This is a genomic window from Frigoribacterium sp. R86507, from assembly GCF_044597695.1.
Classification (GTDB): domain Bacteria; phylum Actinomycetota; class Actinomycetes; order Actinomycetales; family Microbacteriaceae; genus Frigoribacterium.
On sequence record NZ_CP139002.1, the window covers coordinates 742,818 to 758,553 of the forward strand.

The window sequence follows — 15,736 nt, forward strand, 5'->3', positions numbered from 1 at the left end:
CGAGGCGTCCGGTAGGCCGGGTCATCGACCCGGCCCCCGGCCGCACCGCAACCGAGTCCTGAGGAGGACCCACAGTGGCTAAGGCCAAGTTCGAGCGGACCAAGCCGCACGTCAACATCGGAACCATCGGTCACGTCGACCACGGCAAGACCACGCTCACCGCGGCGATCACCAAGGTCCTGCACGACAAGTACCCCGACCTCAACACGGCGTCGGCGTTCGACCAGATCGACAACTCGCCTGAAGAGAAGCAGCGCGGCATCACGATCAACATCTCGCACGTCGAGTACCAGACCGAGAAGCGCCACTACGCTCACGTCGACGCTCCCGGCCACGCCGACTACGTCAAGAACATGATCACCGGTGCGGCTCAGATGGACGGCGCGATCCTCGTCGTCGCCGCCACCGACGGTCCCATGCCCCAGACGCGTGAGCACGTGCTGCTCGCTCGCCAGGTCGGCGTGCCCTACATCGTCGTCGCCCTGAACAAGGCCGACATGGTCGATGACGAAGAGATCATGGAGCTCGTCGAGCTCGAGGTCCGCGAGCTCCTCTCGAGCCAGGAGTTCGACGGCGACAACGCCCCGATCGTCCAGGTCTCCGCTCTCAAGGCCCTCGAGGGCGACGAGAAGTGGGCCGAGACGGTCGCCGAGCTGATGAACGCCGTCGACGAGAACGTGCCCGAGCCCGTTCGCGCCACCGACCAGCCCTTCCTCATGCCCATCGAGGACGTCTTCACGATCACCGGTCGTGGCACCGTCGTCACCGGTCGTGTCGAGCGCGGTCAGCTCAACGTCAACGAAGAGGTCGAGATCGTCGGCATCCGCCCGACCGTCAAGACCACCGTCACCGGCATCGAGATGTTCCGCAAGCTGCTCGACTCGGCCCAGGCCGGCGACAACACCGGTCTGCTCCTTCGTGGCACCAAGCGCGAAGACGTCGAGCGCGGCCAGGTCGTCGTCAAGCCCGGTTCGGTCACGCCGCACACCGAGTTCGAGGCGAACGTCTACATCCTCTCGAAGGACGAGGGCGGCCGTCACAACCCGTTCTACGCGAACTACCGCCCGCAGTTCTACTTCCGCACCACCGACGTCACGGGTGTCATCACGCTGCCCGAGGGCACCGAGATGGTCATGCCCGGCGACACGACCGAGATCAGCGTCCAGCTGATCCAGCCGATCGCCATGGAAGCCGGCCTGCGCTTCGCCATCCGCGAGGGTGGTCGCACGGTCGGTGCCGGTACGGTCACCAAGATCAACAAGTAAGTCCTGTTCACGCAGAACTGCTGATCTGACGAAAGAGGTCAGGCCCTTCGGGGTCTGACCTCTTTCGCGTTCCCGGAGCACGATGGAACGGACGCCGGACGGTCCGGCGCCGACGGGAGGACGTCATGGCAGGCTTCGACGACATCACCAAGAAGGCCCAGGCCTTCCTCAAGGACGGCAAGGTGCAGGACGCACTCAAGAGCGAGAAGGCCGAGGGAGTCAGCGACAACATCCTCGACGCCGTCGCGTCCGCGGCCGACAAGGCCACCGGTGGCAAGCACACCGACAAGATCCGCCAGGCGAAAGAGCAGGCCGACAAGAAGCTCGGCAACCAGTAGGTCGTCCCCGGCGAAGCCCCCGTCTCCCCGACGGGGGCTTCGCTGTACCCCGCCCAGCCCCCTCGGCGACGGGCGGTGTTCACTCGACCGATGCCGCGCCTCCGGAGGACCGATTCGAGTCGACCCGGGTTGACCCGGGTCCGAGCGGGACGAGGATTCTCGTACCGCACCGCCGACGGGACTGCCGTCGCGGACGTCGAACTACGGGGCCGCATCGAGCACCTCGCGATCCCACCGGCCTGGACCGACGTCTGGATCTCGCCGTACGACAACGGCCACATCCAGGCCACGGGCGTGGACGCCGCAGGTCGGCGTCAGTACATCTACCACCCGACCTGGCGTGAGCAGAAGGATCGCATCAAGTTCGACCGTGCCCTCGCCCTCGCCGAGTCGCTGCCGACCGCCCGCCGGTTCGTGACGCGCGACCTCCGCCTCGACGGTGCCGGGCGAGAGCGCGTCCTGGCCGCCGCCTTCCGCATGCTCGACACCGGCTCCCTACGTGTGGGGTCCGAGCGCTACGCGCAGGAGCACGGCAGCCACGGGCTCTCGACCCTGCTCTGTGCTCACGCGACCGTCTCCGGCGACACGGTGTCGCTTGCCTTCCCCGGCAAGAGCGGTCAGGACTGGGACTCCGAGATCCGCGACGCCGACCTGGCCTCCGTCGTCCGCAGCCTGAAACGGCGTGGCGGGCGGGCCCGGTTGCTCGCCTGGAAGGCCGACGTCGGGGGAGCGGAGGAGGCGCGCGCGGCCTGGCACCCGCTGCGAGCGACCGAGATCAACGAGTACGTCAAGGACAAGGCGGGTGACGAGTTCACCGCGAAGGACTTCCGCACCCTGCACGGGACCGTCGCCGCCGCCGTCAGCCTGGCCCGCTCCGGGCCGCAGGCGGCGGCCTCCCGCCAGGCGAGGTCCCTCGCGCAGGCGATGCGCGACGCCGCCGCCGTGCTCGGCAACACCCCGGCCATCGCGAAGTCCTCGTACGTCGATCCCCGACTGGTCGACGCGTACCGTCACGGGGAGACCATCGACCCGGCCCGCCTGCACGCGGCAGAATCCGAGGTCCGGGCCCTGCTGTTCCGCTGAGCCCGCGGGCTGCCGTCGTCGCCCTCGGTCTGCGGGCGGCCCCCGTCGTGACGTAACCTAGAGGGTCGCGTCCCGTTCGGGGCGCCCGAGAGGAACAACTGCAGTGACTGACGAGTGCATCCACGGATTCGAGCGAGAGTTGTGCGACATCTGTGCTCCCCGCAAGCGCGAGGGCGTCGCCGACGGCATGCCCTCGACCGCCGCACGGTCGGTCACCACCCGCCGCCGCCCCTCCAACCGCAAGCCCGAGTCGTTGCGCAGCACGCCCGCGCTCGCCCGTGACTCGGCCGCCGTGGCCGTGGCCGCCCAGTCGGCTGCCACTCCCGTCCCCGAGTTCTCGACCCAGCGTGCCTACCACTGGACCCACGTGTCGAATCTGCCCGCCATCCTCGAGGCCGGTGCCCTGCAGGCGGGTGCGACTCCCGTGCTCGACGTCAGCTCCGAGGCCACGCGGGCCCTCCGCGCCTCCGTCACGACCGCTTCGGGTCAGCCCGTCGCCGCCCACGTGCCGTTCTCGCTGTCGCCCCACGCGACCGCCTGGGACGCCGTCCGTACCGGCGCCGAGGGCTACGAATGGTCCGATGCCGCACGCGAGGCCCGCGCCATCGACTTCGTCATGCTCGTCGTGCCCGTAGCCTCCCTCGGCGACGACTTCGTCGTGACCGAGGGCGACGCAGCCGTCGAGGGCGTCCGCGCGGCCGCGGGACTGGACGACGCCTCGTCGATGGTCCGCCGTTTCAGCCTGAAGGACCCCGATCTGCTCGGACCCGAAGTGCTCGTCCCCGGCTCGGTGCCCTTCTCCTCGGTGACCCTCGTGGGCGTCCCGAACGACAAGGTCCGCGACGCCGTGAAGGACACGCTCGCCGAGCTGGGTGCCGACGCACCGCGCGTCGCCGTCTACCCGCCGTGGTTCCGGCCGGCCCCGGTCGTCGAAGCGGTCTGAGATCCGCGACACGCCCGGGTTGCAGCAAATGCAGGCGTGTGGCAAAATCGTCTAGTTCAACATTTCGAGCCTGGCCTCTGCGCCGGGTGTCGGATCACTGCCAGGCAGTGCACAGACGCAAGGCGTCTGGGCCGCGGGTAGCAGGACACATCTCACAACGAAACCATCGCCGTGGCCATCGGTCGCGGTGCGCCGGGGCGAAGCCCTGGGTGCAGGTGGCGGTGGCGAAGATGGCCCTCCCCGGGTCCTTCCTCGCGGGCACCGACCGGTTTCGGCAGATGGATTGACACAAGAACAGCGGTACGCGAGAGACACGTAGTGCCAACAGATGTTCGCCCAGCGAACAGCGTCAGGCGGCCCCCGAGGTGCGCGACGTCCGAACGAGAGAGAGTCACACATGGCGGGACAGAAGATCCGCATCCGACTTAAGTCGTACGACCACGAGGTCATCGACACTTCCGCGCGCAAGATCGTCGACACGGTCACCCGCGCGGGCGCTACGGTCGTCGGCCCCGTGCCGCTCCCGACCGAGAAGAACGTGGTCGTCGTGATCCGTTCGCCCCACAAGTACAAGGACTCGCGCGAGCACTTCGAGAAGCGCACGCACAAGCGCCTCATCGACATCGTCGACCCGACGCCGAAGGCCGTCGACTCGCTCATGCGTCTCGACCTGCCTGCCGACGTCAACATCGAGATCAAGCTGTAGGGGGGCGACCATGACCATCAGCACCACCAAGAACGTCAAGGGCCTGCTCGGCAAGAAGCTCGGCATGACCCAGGTCTGGGACGAGAACAACAAGCTCGTCCCCGTCACCGTCGTCGAGATCGCCCCGAACGTCGTGACCCAGGTCCGCTCGCTCGAGAAGGACGGCTACACCGCCGTCCAGATCGCGGCCGGCCAGATCGACCCCCGCAAGTCGAACAAGCCCGCCACGGGTCACTTCGACGCAGCGGGCGTCACGCCCCGCCGCCACCTCACCGAGGTCCGCACCGCCGACGCCGCCGAGTACGCACTCGGTCAAGAGCTCACGGTCGACACCTTCGAAGCCGGCCAGAAGGTCGACGTCGTCGGAACCTCCAAGGGCAAGGGCTTCGCCGGTGTCATGAAGCGTCACAACTTCAAGGGCGTCAGCGCATCGCACGGTGCGCACCGCAACCACCGCAAGCCCGGTTCGATCGGCGCCTCCTCGACCCCCAGCCGTGTCTTCAAGGGCATGCGCATGGCCGGTCGCATGGGTGGCGAGCGCGTCACCATCCTCAACCTCACGGTGCACGCCGTCGACGCCGAGAAGGGTCTGCTGCTCGTCAAGGGCGCCGTCCCCGGTGCTCGTGGCCGCATCGTTTTCGTCCGCACCGCCGTGAAGGGGAAGTAGCTCATGGCCACCACTACCGCATCGGCCACCTCGGTCGACGTCGTCGACGCCAAGGGCCAGAAGACCAGCACGGTCGAGCTCCCCGTCGAGCTGTTCGACGTCGTCACGAACGTCCCGCTCATCCACCAGGTCGTCGTCGCCCAGCAGGCCGCCGCCCGTCAGGGCACGCACAAGACCAAGCGTCGCGGCGAGGTCTCCGGCGCCGGCCGCAAGCCGTTCAAGCAGAAGGGCACCGGCCGCGCCCGTCAGGGTTCGATCCGCGCTCCTCAGATGACCGGCGGTGGCATCGTCCACGGTCCGCAGCCCCGCGACTACGCCCAGCGCACCCCCAAGAAGATGATCGCCGCAGCCCTGCTCGGTGCGTTGTCCGACCGCGCTCGTGGCGCCCGCGTCCACGTCGTCGAGAGCTTCGTCGCCGACTCGATCTCGACCAAGGTCGCCCTCGACCTGCTCGCGTCGATCGCCTCGAGCAAGCACGTCCTGGTCGTCACCGACCGCGACGACACGCTGACCCTCAAGAGCGTCCGCAACGTGCCCACGGTCCACGTGATCACGTTCGACCAGCTGAACGCCTACGACGTCCTCGTCAGCGACGACATCGTCTTCACGAAGAGCGCCTTCGACGGCTTCGTCGCCTCGAAGACCAAGAAGGAGGCCACCGCATGAGCGGCTACGGAAAAGACCCCCGCGACGTCATCATCGCGCCCGTCGTCTCCGAGAAGAGCTACTCCCTGATCGACCAGGGCAAGTACACCTTCCTCGTGGACCCGCGTTCGAACAAGACCGAGATCAAGCTCGCCATCGAGAAGATCTTCGACGTCAAGGTCGACAGCATCAACACGCTCAACCGAACGGGCAAGACCCGTCGCACCCGCTTCGGCACCGGCAAGCGCAAGGACACCAAGCGCGCCATCGTCACGCTGAAGTCCGGTTCCATCGACATCTTCACGGCTGTCGGCTAGGGAGCAGAGGCATAAATCATGGCAATTCGTAACTACAAGCCCACGACCCCGGGTCGCCGCGGTTCGTCGGTCGCCGACTTCGCGGAGATCACGCGTTCGACGCCCGAGAAGTCGCTGCTGCGCCCGCTCTCGAAGTCCGGTGGCCGCAACAACGCCGGTCGCATCACGACCCGTCACATCGGTGGTGGCCACAAGCGCCAGTACCGCGTGATCGACTTCCGTCGCAACGACAAGGACGGCGTCAACGCCAAGGTCGCTCACATCGAGTACGACCCCAACCGCACGGCTCGCATCGCGCTCCTGCACTTCGTGGACGGCACCAAGCGATACATCATCGCGCCGAACAAGCTGAAGCAGGGCGACGTCGTCGAGTCGGGTGCCGCCGCCGACATCAAGCCCGGCAACAACCTGCCGCTCAAGAACATCCCGGTCGGTACCGTCATCCACGCCATCGAGCTCAAGCCCGGTGGAGGCGCGAAGATGGCCCGCTCGGCCGGTGCGTCGGTGCGTCTCGTCGCCAAGGACGGCCCCTACGCGCAGCTCCGTCTGCCGTCGGGCGAGGTCCGCAACGTCGACGCCCGCTGCCGCGCCACGATCGGCGAGGTCGGCAACGCCGAGCAGTCGAACATCAACTGGGGTAAGGCCGGCCGCATGCGCTGGAAGGGCGTCCGCCCGACCGTGCGTGGTGTCGCCATGAACCCCGTCGACCACCCGCACGGTGGTGGTGAGGGCAAGACCTCCGGTGGACGTCACCCGGTCAGCCCGTGGGGCCAGAAAGAGGGCCGCACGCGTCACCCCAACAAAGAGAGCGACAAGCTCATCGTCCGTCGTCGTAACGCTGGCAAGAAGCGTAAGTAGGAGTTGTAGAAGATGCCACGCAGTCTTAAGAAGGGCCCCTTCGTTGACGACCACCTGCTTCGCAAGGTCGTCTCGCAGAACGAGGCCAGCACCAAGAACGTCATCAAGACCTGGTCGCGCCGTTCGATGATCGTCCCCAACATGCTTGGGCACACCATCGCCGTGCACGACGGACGCAAGCACATCCCCGTGTTCGTGACCGAGAGCATGATCGGCCACAAGCTCGGTGAGTTCGCGCCCACCCGCACCTTCCGTGGTCACGTGAAGGACGACAAGAAGGGTCGTCGCCGCTAACGCGGCGACGTGAAGGAGGAGAGAAATGGTGGAGTCGATCGCACGCGTGCGTCACATCCGCGTCACCCCCATGAAGGCCCGTCGTGTCGTCAACCTGATCCGCGGCAAGCAGGCCGCCGAGGCTCTGGCGATCCTGAAGTTCGCGCCTCAGGGCGCCAGCGAGCCCGTCTACAAGCTCGTCGCGTCGGCCATGGCCAACGCTCGGGTCAAGGCGGACGCCTCGAACAGCTACCTCGACGAGCAGGACCTGTACATCAGTCGTGCATTCGTCGACCAGGGCGCCACCCTCAAGCGGTTCCAGCCGCGTGCACAGGGCCGCGCCTTCAAGATCCTGAAGCGCACCAGCCACATCACGATCGTCCTCTCGACGCCTGATGAGGTCGAGGCTGCCGACGCTACGAAGAAGGCGAGCAAGTAATGGGCCAGAAAGTCAACCCGTACGGCTTCCGTCTGGGCATCACCACCGACCACGTGTCGCGGTGGTTCACCGACAGCACCAAGCCGGGACAGCGTTACAGCGACTACGTCGCCGAGGACGTCAAGATCCGCACCCTGCTCAAGACCTCGCTCGACCGCGCCGGCGTGGCCAAGATCGAGATCGAGCGCACCCGTGACCGTGTCCGCGTCGACATCCACACCGCCCGTCCGGGCATCGTGATCGGTCGTCGTGGCGCCGAGGCCGAGCGCATCCGCGGCGACCTCGAGAAGCTCACGAGCAAGCAGATCCAGCTGAACATCCTCGAGGTCAAGAACCCCGAGGCCGAGGCCCAGCTCGTCGCCCAGGGCATCGCCGAGCAGCTCGCTGCTCGCGTGGCGTTCCGTCGCGCGATGCGCAAGGGGCTCCAGGGTGCTCAGCGTGCCGGTGCCAAGGGTGTCCGCATCCAGGTGTCGGGCCGTCTCGGCGGCGCCGAGATGAGCCGCTCGGAGTTCTACCGCGAGGGTCGCGTCCCCCTGCACACCCTCCGCGCCAACATCGACTACGGCTTCTACGAGGCCAAGACCACCTTCGGTCGCATCGGTGTCAAGGTCTGGATCTACAAGGGCGACATCACCAACAAGGAGCTCGCGCGCGAGCAGGCGAACCAGAAGTCGTCTCGCCCCGAGCGCCGCAACGACCGTGACGGCGCCCGCCGCGGCGGGGGCGACCGCGCTCCCCGCGAGCAGAAGGCACCCGCCACCACAGGAGCTGAGGCGTAACCATGCTTATCCCCCGTCGTGTCAAGCACCGCAAGCAGCACCACCCCGGCCGCAGTGGCCAGGCCACTGGTGGCACCAAGGTCAGCTTCGGTGAGTACGGCATCCAGGCCCTCACGCCCGCTTACGTGACTAACCGTCAGATCGAGTCCGCTCGTATCGCGATGACGCGTCACATCAAGCGTGGCGGAAAGGTGTGGATCAACATCTACCCCGACCGTCCCCTCACGAAGAAGCCCGCCGAGACCCGCATGGGTTCCGGTAAGGGCTCGCCCGAGTGGTGGGTCGCGAACGTCAAGCCGGGTCGCGTGCTCTTCGAGCTCAGCGGCGTGAGCGAGGAGATCGCCAAAGAGGCGCTCACTCGCGCAATCCACAAGCTGCCCCTCAAGGCACGCATCATCAAGCGCGAGGAGGGCGACGCATAATGGCGATCGGTTCCAAGGAGCTCCGTCCTGTCGAGCTCGACACATTCGAAGACGAGCGTCTCGTCGATGAGCTGAAGAAGGCGAAGGAAGAACTCTTCAACCTCCGCTTCCAGTCGGCCACCGGCCAGCTCGAGAGCCACGGCCGCCTGCGTGCCGTGAAGCGCGACATCGCTCGCATCTACACGGTCCTGCGTGAGCGCGAGCTCGGCATCCGTGCCACCCCCGCCCCGGTCGAGGCGGCCCCCAAGGCTGCCAAGAAGTCGACCAAGAAGGCTGACAAGCCGGCCGAGACGGCTGACGAGACCGCCGAGGAGAGCAAGTAATGGCCACCGAGAACAAGACCGAGGTCGACTCGGCTGCCGTCGAGGTCCGCGGCTACCGCAAGACGCGTCGCGGCTACGTCACCAGCGACAAGATGGAGAAGACCATCGTCGTCGAGGTCGAGGACCGCGTGAAGCACCCCCTGTACGGCAAGGTCATCCGCCGCACGTCCAAGGTCAAGGTCCACGACGAGGCCAACGCGGCCGGTGTCGGCGACCTCGTCGTGATCAGCGAGACCCGTCCGCTCAGCGCCTCCAAGCGCTGGCGCCTGGTCGAGATCCTCGAGAAGGCGAAGTAGGCCTCGCGGCCTGCTTGCGTAGAAGGAGACACAAGTGATTCAGCAAGAATCCCGCCTCAAGATCGCCGACAACACTGGGGCAAAAGAGATCCTCACCATCCGCGTCCTCGGTGGCTCCGGCCGTCGTTACGCCGGCTTGGGTGACGTGATCGTCGCCACGGTGAAGGACGCCATCCCCGGTGGCAACGTGAAGAAGGGTGACGTCGTCAAGGCCGTCATCGTTCGCACCAAGAAAGAGGTCCGTCGTCCGGACGGCTCTTACATCAAGTTCGACGAGAACGCCGCAGTGATCCTGAAGGCCGACGGAGACCCCCGCGGAACCCGCATCTTCGGACCGGTCGGTCGCGAACTCCGCGACAAGAAGTTCATGAAGATCATCTCGCTGGCGCCGGAGGTTATCTAAGTCATGGCAAACATCAAGAAGGGTGACCTCGTGCAGGTCATCACCGGTGCCTCGCAGGCCCGCGGCGGAGACCGCGGCAAGCAGGGCAAGGTCCTCGAGGTGCTCGTCGAGCGCAACCGCGTGGTCGTCGAAGGCGTCAACTTCGTCACCAAGCACGTGCGTGTCGGCCAGACCCAGCGCGGTTCCAAGACCGGTGGCATCGAGACGCACGAGGCACCGATCCACGTGTCGAACGTCGCCGTCGTCGACCCCAAGACCAAGAAGCCGACCCGCGTCGGCTTCCGCGAAGAGACGGTCACCAAGGACGGCGTGTCCAAGACCGTTCGCGTCCGTTACGCCAAGAAGTCTGGTGAGAACCTCTGATGACCGACACCACCACGCAGGCCGCCACGGCCCTCCCGCGGCTGAAGGCCAAGTACCGCGCCGAGATCATCGAGCAGCTGAAGTCGGACTTCGGCTTCACGAACGTGCACCAGGTGCCCGGACTCGTGAAGATCGTCGTCAACACCGGTGTCGGTGAGGCCGCTCGCGACAGCAAGATCATCGACGGTGCCATCAAGGACCTGACGGCCATCACCGGCCAGAAGCCCCAGGTCACCAAGGCTCGCAAGTCCATCGCGCAGTTCAAGCTCCGCGAGGGCCAGCCCATCGGTGCTCACGTCACGCTCCGCGGCGACCGCGCCTGGGAGTTCCTCGACCGACTGCTGTCGCTCGCGCTTCCGCGCATCCGTGACTTCCGTGGTCTGAGCGACCGCCAGTTCGACGGCAACGGCAACTACACCTTCGGTCTCAACGAGCAGAGCATGTTCCACGAGATCGATCAGGACCGCATCGACCGCGTCCGTGGCTTCGACATCACCGTCGTCACGACCGCCAAGAACGACGACGAAGGTCGCGCGCTGCTCAAGGCGCTCGGGTTCCCGTTCCGTTCGGCCGACTCGGCCAACTAAGATCGTCCGGTCGGCAACTCTCTCGAAGAGTTGCCGGCCGTTCCCCTGAGGTCGACGAGAACCGCTCGTCGACCAATCGATCGCCCAGGTCGGCACCCGGTGTACCGGATGTCGAAACCGGACGAGAAAGTGACAAACCGCATGACGATGACAGATCCGGTCGCAGACCTGCTGACCAGACTGCGCAACGCGAACTCGGCTTTCCACGAGACCGTGTCGCTCCCGAGCAGCAAGCTCAAGTCCCACATCGCCGAGATCCTCAAGCGCGAGGGTTTCATCGAGTCGTGGAAGGTCGAAGACGCCCGCGTGGGCCAGACCCTCACGATCGACCTCAAGTACGGCCCCGCCCGTGAGCGCTCCATCAAGGGCATCAAGCGCGTGTCGAAGCCCGGCCTCCGCGTCTACGCCAAGTCGACCGAGATCCCCCAGGTGCTCGGTGGCCTCGGTGTCGCCATCCTGTCGACTTCCTCCGGTCTGCTGACCGACCGTGAGGCCCAGAAGAAGGGCGTAGGCGGAGAAGTCCTCGCCTACGTGTGGTAACTCGTCATGTCTCGAATCGGAAGACTCCCCATCTCGATCCCTGCCGGGGTCGACGTGAAGATCGACGGCCAGGCCGTCAGCGTCAAGGGCCCCAAGGGTGAGCTGTCGCTCGTCGTCAAGAGCCCCATCGAAGCCAAGATCGAAGAAGGCACGGTCGTCGTGACCCGTCCGGACGACGAGCGCGAGTCGCGTTCGCTCCACGGCCTCACGCGCACCCTGATCGCCAACCAGATCATCGGCGTCACCGAGGGCTACACCAAGGGCCTCGAGGTCGTCGGAACCGGCTACCGCGTCCAGGCCAAGGGCTCGAACGTCGAGTTCGCCCTGGGCTACTCGCACCCCATCACCGTCGAGCCGCCCGCGGGCATCAGCTTCACGGTCGAGGGCAACAACAAGCTCACCGTCGTCGGGATCGACAAGCAGGCCGTCGGCGAGATGGCTGCCAACATCCGCAAGCTGCGCAAGCCCGAGCCCTACAAGGGCAAGGGTGTCCGCTACGCCGGCGAGGTCGTCCGCCGCAAGGCCGGAAAGTCAGGTAAGTAATCATGGGTCTCGGTACACGAGGAAAAAGCAAGTCGGCTGCCACCAAGCGCCGTCACACCCGCCTGCGCAAGAAGGTCGTGGGCACCGAAGAGCGCCCCCGTCTCGTCGTCACCCGTTCGGCCCGGCACGTCTTCGTGCAGGTCGTCGACGACAGCAAGGGCTTCACCGTCGCCAGCGCATCGACCCTCGAGGCCGACCTGCGCACGTTCGACGGTGACAAGACCGCGAAGTCCCGCAAGGTCGGCGAGCTCGTCGCCGAGCGTGCGAAGGCTGCGGGCATCGAGGCCGTCGTGTTCGATCGCGGCGGCAACAAGTACGCCGGACGCGTCGCGGCCATCGCCGAAGGCGCCCGAGAGGCTGGTTTGAACCTGTGAGCGACGCTACGAACACCACTCCCCCCGCAGAGACCGAAGCGACCAAGGCGCCGGCTGAGGCCGTCGTCGAGCGTCCCGTCGAGACCGCTGCCGGCTCGGAGTCGAACAACCGCGAGGGTGGTCGCACCGACCGCCGTGGCGGCCAGGGTCGCGGTGACCGCAACCAGGGTGGCCGCGGACGCGGCGACCGTGACGACAAGAGCCAGTTCCTGGAGCGCGTCGTCACGATCAACCGCGTGTCGAAGGTCGTCAAGGGCGGTCGTCGCTTCAGCTTCACCGCGCTCGTCGTCGTCGGTGACGGCAACGGCCTGGTCGGTGTCGGCTACGGCAAGGCCCGAGAGGTCCCCACGGCCATCAGCAAGGGCGTCGAAGAGGCCAAGAAGAACTTCTTCCGCGTCCCGCGCATCGGCAACACGATCCCGCACCCCGTGCAGGGCGAGGCCGCTGCCGGCGTCGTCATGCTGCGTCCGGCTTCGGCCGGTACCGGTGTCATCGCCGGTGGTCCCGTCCGCGCCGTGCTCGAGTGCGCCGGCGTGCACGACGTCCTGAGCAAGTCGCTCGGTTCGTCGAACACGATCAACATCGTCCACGCCACGGTCGAGGCGCTGCAGCAGCTCGAAGAGCCGCGCGCCGTCGCCGCCCGTCGTGGACTCGACATCGACGCTGTCATGCCGGCCTTCATGGTCCGTGCCGAGCAGGCAGCTCGTACCGCCGCAACCGAGAAGGCAGGTGCCTGATGGCCGCCAACCTCAAGGTGACCCAGATCAAGTCCGTAATCAGCGAGAAGCAGAACCAGCGTGACACGCTGCGGAGCCTGGGCCTCAAGCGCATCGGCCAGTCGGTCGTTCGCGAGGACACCAAGCAGAACCGCGGCTACGTCAACACGGTCGCCCACCTCGTGAAGGTCGAGGAGATTGACTAATGGCTGACGAGAAGAACGAGGCCGCCGCGAAGGCCGCCCCGAAGAAGGCCGCCGCCCCCAAGGCGACGACCACCAAGGCAGCAGCTCCCAAGGCCGCAGCCAAGAAGCCGGCAGCCGACAAGGCCGCTGCTTCGACGGGGTCGACCACCAAGGTCGCTCCCGCCTCGACGACGTCCTCCGACGACGTCGCGCGTCCCCAGGTGCTCAAGGTGCACCACCTTCGTCCGGCTCCCGGTGCCAAGAAGGCGAAGACGCGCGTCGGTCGTGGTGAGGGCTCGAAGGGTAAGACGGCCGGTCGTGGCACCAAGGGTCAGAAGGCCCGGTACCAGGTCAAGGTCGGCTTCGAGGGTGGCCAGATGCCGCTCCACATGCGTACTCCGAAGCTGCGCGGGTTCAAGAACCCGTTCCGCGTCGAGTACCAGGTGGTCAACCTCGACAAGCTGAACGAGCTCTACCCCCAGGGTGGTGACGTCACCGTCGGTGACCTCGTCGCCAAGGGTGCCGTTCGGAAGAACGAGAAGGTCAAGGTCCTCGGACAGGGCGATCTGAGCGTCAAGCTCACCGTCGCGGTCGACAAGGTCTCCGGCTCCGCCGAAGACAAGATCGTCGCCGCCGGCGGGTCCGTCAGCAAGTAAAAATCACCTGAGGGGGTGGTCCATCAGGGCCACCCCCATCAGTCGTCTATCCTTCATACCGGGAGGCCCCACGTGTTCAGAGCTGTCGCGCGCATCATGCGCACCCCCGACCTGCGTCGCAAGATCGGGTTCACGCTCGGCATCATCGCGCTCTTCCGGCTGGGTAGCTTCATCCCCGCGCCGTTCGTCGACTACCAGAACGTCCAGGCCTGCCTCGCCGGCAACCAGGGCACCTCGGGTCTCTACGAGCTCGTCAATCTGTTCAGCGGTGGCGCACTGCTGCAGCTGTCGGTCTTCGCGCTGGGCATCATGCCCTACATCACCTCGTCGATCATCGTGCAGTTGCTGCGAGTGGTCATCCCGCACTTCGACACCCTCTACAAAGAGGGCCAGTCCGGGCAGGCGAAACTCACGCAGTACACGCGGTACCTCACCATCGCCCTGGGCGTCCTCCAGTCGACGACCCTCATCACGGTGGCCCGCTCCGGCGCCCTGTTCGGCTCGTCGGGCATCGCCGAGTGCAGCCAGCTGATCACGAACGACGCCTGGTACGCCGTCATGCTCATGGTCGTCACGATGACCGCCGGCACCGGCCTCATCATGTGGATGGGCGAACTCATCACCGAGCGCGGCATCGGCAACGGCATGTCGCTGTTGATCTTCACTTCGATCGCCGCCCGCTTCCCGACCGCCCTCTGGAGCATCGCCCAGTCGCGCAGCTTCGAGATCTTCTTGCTCGTCATCGCCGTCGGTCTGATCATCATGGCGCTCGTCGTCTTCGTGGAGCAGTCCCAGCGGCGGATTCCCGTCCAGTACGCCAAACGCATGGTCGGCCGGCGAACCTACGGCGGAAACAACACGTACATCCCGATCAAGGTCAACATGGCGGGCGTCGTGCCGGTCATCTTCGCCTCGTCGCTGCTCTACCTCCCGGCCCTGGTCGCACAGTTCAACCAGCCCTCCGACGGCACGGCTCCGCCCGCGTGGGTCAGCTGGGTGCAGGCGAACCTCACCTCGGGTGACAACCCGCTCTACATGGTGCTGTACTTCGCGCTCATCGTCGGGTTCACGTACTTCTACGTCGCGATCACCTTCAACCCCGAAGAGGTCGCCGACAACATGAAGAAGTACGGCGGCTTCATCCCCGGCATCCGCGCCGGTCGCCCCACGGCCGAGTACCTCGACTACGTGCTGACGCGTGTGACGCTTCCCGGCGCCCTGTACCTCGGCATCATCGCGCTCATCCCGTTGATCGCCTTGGCCACGGTCGGTGCGAACCAGAACTTCCCCTTCGGAGGCGCCAGCATCCTGATCATCGTGGGTGTCGGTCTCGAGACGGTCAAGCAGATCGACTCGCAGCTCCAGCAGCGTCACTACGAGGGCCTGCTCCGATGAGCGCCGCTGAGACCCGACTCAGCCCGCGCCTCCTCATCGTCGGTCCCCCCGGGGCCGGCAAAGGCACCCAAGCGGTCGCCATCGCCGACTCGCTGGGCATCCCGGCGATCTCGACCGGTGACATCTTCCGCGCCAACGTCAAGAACGAGACCGAACTCGGCCTCAAGGTGAAGGCGATCCTCGACGCGGGCGACTACGTCCCGGACAGCCTCACCAACGAGCTCATCTCCGACCGGCTGTCGCAGGCCGACGCGGCCGAGGGCTTCCTCCTCGACGGTTACCCGCGCACCCTGCAGCAGGTCGAGTTCCTCGACGAGCACCTCGCCGAGCAGGGGCAGTCCCTGACGACCGTGGTCCAGCTCGTCGCCGACCGTGACGAGATCGTCGAGCGTCTCCGCAAGCGTGCCCTCGACCAGGGCCGTTCTGACGACACCGAAGACGCCATCCGCCACCGCCAGGACGTCTACCTCCGCGAGACCGCTCCCCTCATCGACACCTACCGAGAGCGTGGCCTGCTGGTCGAGGTCGACGGTCTGGGCAGCATCGACGAGGTCGCCGGGCGCATCGAGTCGGCCCTCGCCTCCCGCGGGTTCACGTCCGTCGCCTCGGCCTCCTGATCT

The 15,736-nt window shown here is 66.5% G+C and carries 26 protein-coding genes; all 26 read left to right on the forward strand.

Annotation, left to right across the window (positions count from 1 at the left end):
- The first annotated feature begins 74 nt into the window (after positions 1–74).
- Positions 75–1,265, forward strand: coding sequence for an elongation factor Tu (tuf, locus tag SJY14_RS03655; protein ID WP_054145418.1), 1,191 nt, complete (start codon positions 75–77; stop codon positions 1,263–1,265).
- A 125-nt stretch (positions 1,266–1,390) separates the two neighbouring features.
- On the forward strand, positions 1,391–1,603 hold the full coding sequence (locus SJY14_RS03660; protein ID WP_071256222.1) for an Rv0909 family putative TA system antitoxin: 213 nt from the start codon (positions 1,391–1,393) through the stop codon (positions 1,601–1,603).
- A gap of 90 nt (positions 1,604–1,693) precedes the next feature.
- Positions 1,694–2,686 (forward strand): DNA topoisomerase IB, encoded by a 993-nt coding sequence (locus SJY14_RS03665; protein ID WP_396599821.1) that lies wholly within the window; start codon positions 1,694–1,696, stop codon positions 2,684–2,686.
- A gap of 103 nt (positions 2,687–2,789) precedes the next feature.
- Positions 2,790–3,629, forward strand: coding sequence for a DarT ssDNA thymidine ADP-ribosyltransferase family protein (locus tag SJY14_RS03670; protein ID WP_054145421.1), 840 nt, complete (start codon positions 2,790–2,792; stop codon positions 3,627–3,629).
- A gap of 397 nt (positions 3,630–4,026) precedes the next feature.
- Complete coding sequence (gene rpsJ, locus SJY14_RS03675; RefSeq protein ID WP_043593369.1) at positions 4,027–4,335, forward strand: 30S ribosomal protein S10; 309 nt, start codon at positions 4,027–4,029, stop codon at positions 4,333–4,335.
- Positions 4,336–4,351: 16 nt separating this feature from the next.
- Positions 4,352–5,002: a 50S ribosomal protein L3 gene (rplC, locus tag SJY14_RS03680; protein ID WP_167599061.1), complete on the forward strand. Its 651-nt coding sequence runs from the start codon at positions 4,352–4,354 to the stop codon at positions 5,000–5,002.
- 3 nt (positions 5,003–5,005) lie between these two features.
- Positions 5,006–5,668 (forward strand): 50S ribosomal protein L4, encoded by a 663-nt coding sequence (rplD, locus tag SJY14_RS03685; protein ID WP_054145422.1) that lies wholly within the window; start codon positions 5,006–5,008, stop codon positions 5,666–5,668.
- Positions 5,665–5,964, forward strand: coding sequence for a 50S ribosomal protein L23 (gene rplW / locus SJY14_RS03690; protein WP_043593363.1), 300 nt, complete (start codon positions 5,665–5,667; stop codon positions 5,962–5,964). The genes rplD and rplW overlap by 4 nt, the downstream gene beginning before the upstream one ends.
- 18 nt (positions 5,965–5,982) lie before the next feature.
- Positions 5,983–6,822: a 50S ribosomal protein L2 gene (gene rplB / locus SJY14_RS03695; RefSeq protein WP_054145423.1), complete on the forward strand. Its 840-nt coding sequence runs from the start codon at positions 5,983–5,985 to the stop codon at positions 6,820–6,822.
- Between the two features lie 12 nt (positions 6,823–6,834).
- Positions 6,835–7,116, forward strand: coding sequence for a 30S ribosomal protein S19 (gene rpsS / locus SJY14_RS03700; RefSeq protein ID WP_043593360.1), 282 nt, complete (start codon positions 6,835–6,837; stop codon positions 7,114–7,116).
- A 25-nt stretch (positions 7,117–7,141) separates the two neighbouring features.
- Positions 7,142–7,534: a 50S ribosomal protein L22 gene (rplV, locus tag SJY14_RS03705; RefSeq protein ID WP_043593358.1), complete on the forward strand. Its 393-nt coding sequence runs from the start codon at positions 7,142–7,144 to the stop codon at positions 7,532–7,534.
- On the forward strand, positions 7,534–8,313 hold the full coding sequence (rpsC, locus tag SJY14_RS03710) for a 30S ribosomal protein S3 (RefSeq protein WP_043593357.1): 780 nt from the start codon (positions 7,534–7,536) through the stop codon (positions 8,311–8,313). The genes rplV and rpsC overlap by 1 nt, the downstream gene beginning before the upstream one ends.
- A 2-nt stretch (positions 8,314–8,315) precedes the next feature.
- The gene (gene rplP, locus SJY14_RS03715; protein WP_043593355.1) at positions 8,316–8,735 is read left to right on the forward strand and encodes a 50S ribosomal protein L16; all 420 of its coding nucleotides are present in this window, start codon (positions 8,316–8,318) and stop codon (positions 8,733–8,735) included.
- Complete coding sequence (gene rpmC, locus SJY14_RS03720) at positions 8,735–9,058, forward strand: 50S ribosomal protein L29 (protein WP_054145424.1); 324 nt, start codon at positions 8,735–8,737, stop codon at positions 9,056–9,058. Before rplP ends, rpmC begins: the two co-directional genes overlap by 1 nt.
- A complete protein-coding gene (gene rpsQ / locus SJY14_RS03725) occupies positions 9,058–9,354 on the forward strand; it encodes a 30S ribosomal protein S17 (protein WP_071256223.1) in 297 nt (98 codons plus the stop codon). The genes rpmC and rpsQ overlap by 1 nt, the downstream gene beginning before the upstream one ends.
- A gap of 34 nt (positions 9,355–9,388) precedes the next feature.
- The gene (gene rplN, locus SJY14_RS03730; protein ID WP_043593350.1) at positions 9,389–9,757 is read left to right on the forward strand and encodes a 50S ribosomal protein L14; all 369 of its coding nucleotides are present in this window, start codon (positions 9,389–9,391) and stop codon (positions 9,755–9,757) included.
- Between the two features lie 3 nt (positions 9,758–9,760).
- A complete protein-coding gene (gene rplX / locus SJY14_RS03735; RefSeq protein ID WP_043593348.1) occupies positions 9,761–10,120 on the forward strand; it encodes a 50S ribosomal protein L24 in 360 nt (119 codons plus the stop codon).
- Positions 10,120–10,707: a 50S ribosomal protein L5 gene (rplE, locus tag SJY14_RS03740; protein WP_043593346.1), complete on the forward strand. Its 588-nt coding sequence runs from the start codon at positions 10,120–10,122 to the stop codon at positions 10,705–10,707. Before rplX ends, rplE begins: the two co-directional genes overlap by 1 nt.
- 141 nt (positions 10,708–10,848) lie before the next feature.
- Positions 10,849–11,247 carry a 30S ribosomal protein S8 gene (gene rpsH / locus SJY14_RS03745; RefSeq protein ID WP_043593344.1) on the forward strand — a complete coding sequence of 133 codons (399 nt, stop codon included), beginning with the start codon at positions 10,849–10,851 and terminating at the stop codon, positions 11,245–11,247.
- A gap of 6 nt (positions 11,248–11,253) precedes the next feature.
- A complete protein-coding gene (gene rplF / locus SJY14_RS03750) occupies positions 11,254–11,790 on the forward strand; it encodes a 50S ribosomal protein L6 (protein ID WP_043593343.1) in 537 nt (178 codons plus the stop codon).
- 2 nt (positions 11,791–11,792) lie between these two features.
- Complete coding sequence (gene rplR, locus SJY14_RS03755; RefSeq protein WP_043593341.1) at positions 11,793–12,164, forward strand: 50S ribosomal protein L18; 372 nt, start codon at positions 11,793–11,795, stop codon at positions 12,162–12,164.
- Complete coding sequence (gene rpsE, locus SJY14_RS03760) at positions 12,161–12,901, forward strand: 30S ribosomal protein S5 (protein WP_043593339.1); 741 nt, start codon at positions 12,161–12,163, stop codon at positions 12,899–12,901. Before rplR ends, rpsE begins: the two co-directional genes overlap by 4 nt.
- Positions 12,901–13,086, forward strand: coding sequence for a 50S ribosomal protein L30 (rpmD, locus tag SJY14_RS03765; protein WP_043593338.1), 186 nt, complete (start codon positions 12,901–12,903; stop codon positions 13,084–13,086). Before rpsE ends, rpmD begins: the two co-directional genes overlap by 1 nt.
- Positions 13,086–13,721, forward strand: a complete 636-nt coding sequence (rplO, locus tag SJY14_RS03770) for a 50S ribosomal protein L15 (RefSeq protein WP_083396354.1) — start codon at positions 13,086–13,088, stop codon at positions 13,719–13,721. Before rpmD ends, rplO begins: the two co-directional genes overlap by 1 nt.
- 72 nt (positions 13,722–13,793) lie before the next feature.
- On the forward strand, positions 13,794–15,116 hold the full coding sequence (gene secY, locus SJY14_RS03775; RefSeq protein ID WP_043593336.1) for a preprotein translocase subunit SecY: 1,323 nt from the start codon (positions 13,794–13,796) through the stop codon (positions 15,114–15,116).
- Positions 15,113–15,733 carry an adenylate kinase gene (locus tag SJY14_RS03780; RefSeq protein WP_071256224.1) on the forward strand — a complete coding sequence of 207 codons (621 nt, stop codon included), beginning with the start codon at positions 15,113–15,115 and terminating at the stop codon, positions 15,731–15,733. The genes secY and SJY14_RS03780 overlap by 4 nt, the downstream gene beginning before the upstream one ends.
- The last annotated feature ends 3 nt before the right edge of the window (positions 15,734–15,736 follow it).

What these genes read in the sequence shown, in the direction of transcription:
- rpsC (WP_043593357.1), top strand. Translation starts at nt 7,534, where the DNA reads ATGGGCCAGAAAGTCAACCCGTACGGCTTCCGTCTGGGCATCACCACC.
- rplX (WP_043593348.1), top strand. Translation starts at nt 9,761, where the DNA reads ATGGCAAACATCAAGAAGGGTGACCTCGTGCAGGTCATCACCGGTGCC.
- rpmC (WP_054145424.1), top strand. Translation starts at nt 8,735, where the DNA reads ATGGCGATCGGTTCCAAGGAGCTCCGTCCTGTCGAGCTCGACACATTC.
- rplD (WP_054145422.1), top strand. Translation starts at nt 5,006, where the DNA reads ATGGCCACCACTACCGCATCGGCCACCTCGGTCGACGTCGTCGACGCC.
- SJY14_RS03665 (WP_396599821.1), top strand. Translation starts at nt 1,694, where the DNA reads ATGCCGCGCCTCCGGAGGACCGATTCGAGTCGACCCGGGTTGACCCGG.
- rplW (WP_043593363.1), top strand. Translation starts at nt 5,665, where the DNA reads ATGAGCGGCTACGGAAAAGACCCCCGCGACGTCATCATCGCGCCCGTC.
- rpmD (WP_043593338.1), top strand. Translation starts at nt 12,901, where the DNA reads ATGGCCGCCAACCTCAAGGTGACCCAGATCAAGTCCGTAATCAGCGAG.
- rpsS (WP_043593360.1), top strand. Translation starts at nt 6,835, where the DNA reads ATGCCACGCAGTCTTAAGAAGGGCCCCTTCGTTGACGACCACCTGCTT.
- SJY14_RS03780 (WP_071256224.1), top strand. Translation starts at nt 15,113, where the DNA reads ATGAGCGCCGCTGAGACCCGACTCAGCCCGCGCCTCCTCATCGTCGGT.
- SJY14_RS03660 (WP_071256222.1), top strand. Translation starts at nt 1,391, where the DNA reads ATGGCAGGCTTCGACGACATCACCAAGAAGGCCCAGGCCTTCCTCAAG.
- rplB (WP_054145423.1), top strand. Translation starts at nt 5,983, where the DNA reads ATGGCAATTCGTAACTACAAGCCCACGACCCCGGGTCGCCGCGGTTCG.
- rplV (WP_043593358.1), top strand. Translation starts at nt 7,142, where the DNA reads ATGGTGGAGTCGATCGCACGCGTGCGTCACATCCGCGTCACCCCCATG.
- rplF (WP_043593343.1), top strand. Translation starts at nt 11,254, where the DNA reads ATGTCTCGAATCGGAAGACTCCCCATCTCGATCCCTGCCGGGGTCGAC.
- rplO (WP_083396354.1), top strand. Translation starts at nt 13,086, where the DNA reads ATGGCTGACGAGAAGAACGAGGCCGCCGCGAAGGCCGCCCCGAAGAAG.
- rplP (WP_043593355.1), top strand. Translation starts at nt 8,316, where the DNA reads ATGCTTATCCCCCGTCGTGTCAAGCACCGCAAGCAGCACCACCCCGGC.
- rpsQ (WP_071256223.1), top strand. Translation starts at nt 9,058, where the DNA reads ATGGCCACCGAGAACAAGACCGAGGTCGACTCGGCTGCCGTCGAGGTC.
- rpsH (WP_043593344.1), top strand. Translation starts at nt 10,849, where the DNA reads ATGACGATGACAGATCCGGTCGCAGACCTGCTGACCAGACTGCGCAAC.
- rplE (WP_043593346.1), top strand. Translation starts at nt 10,120, where the DNA reads ATGACCGACACCACCACGCAGGCCGCCACGGCCCTCCCGCGGCTGAAG.
- rplR (WP_043593341.1), top strand. Translation starts at nt 11,793, where the DNA reads ATGGGTCTCGGTACACGAGGAAAAAGCAAGTCGGCTGCCACCAAGCGC.
- rpsJ (WP_043593369.1), top strand. Translation starts at nt 4,027, where the DNA reads ATGGCGGGACAGAAGATCCGCATCCGACTTAAGTCGTACGACCACGAG.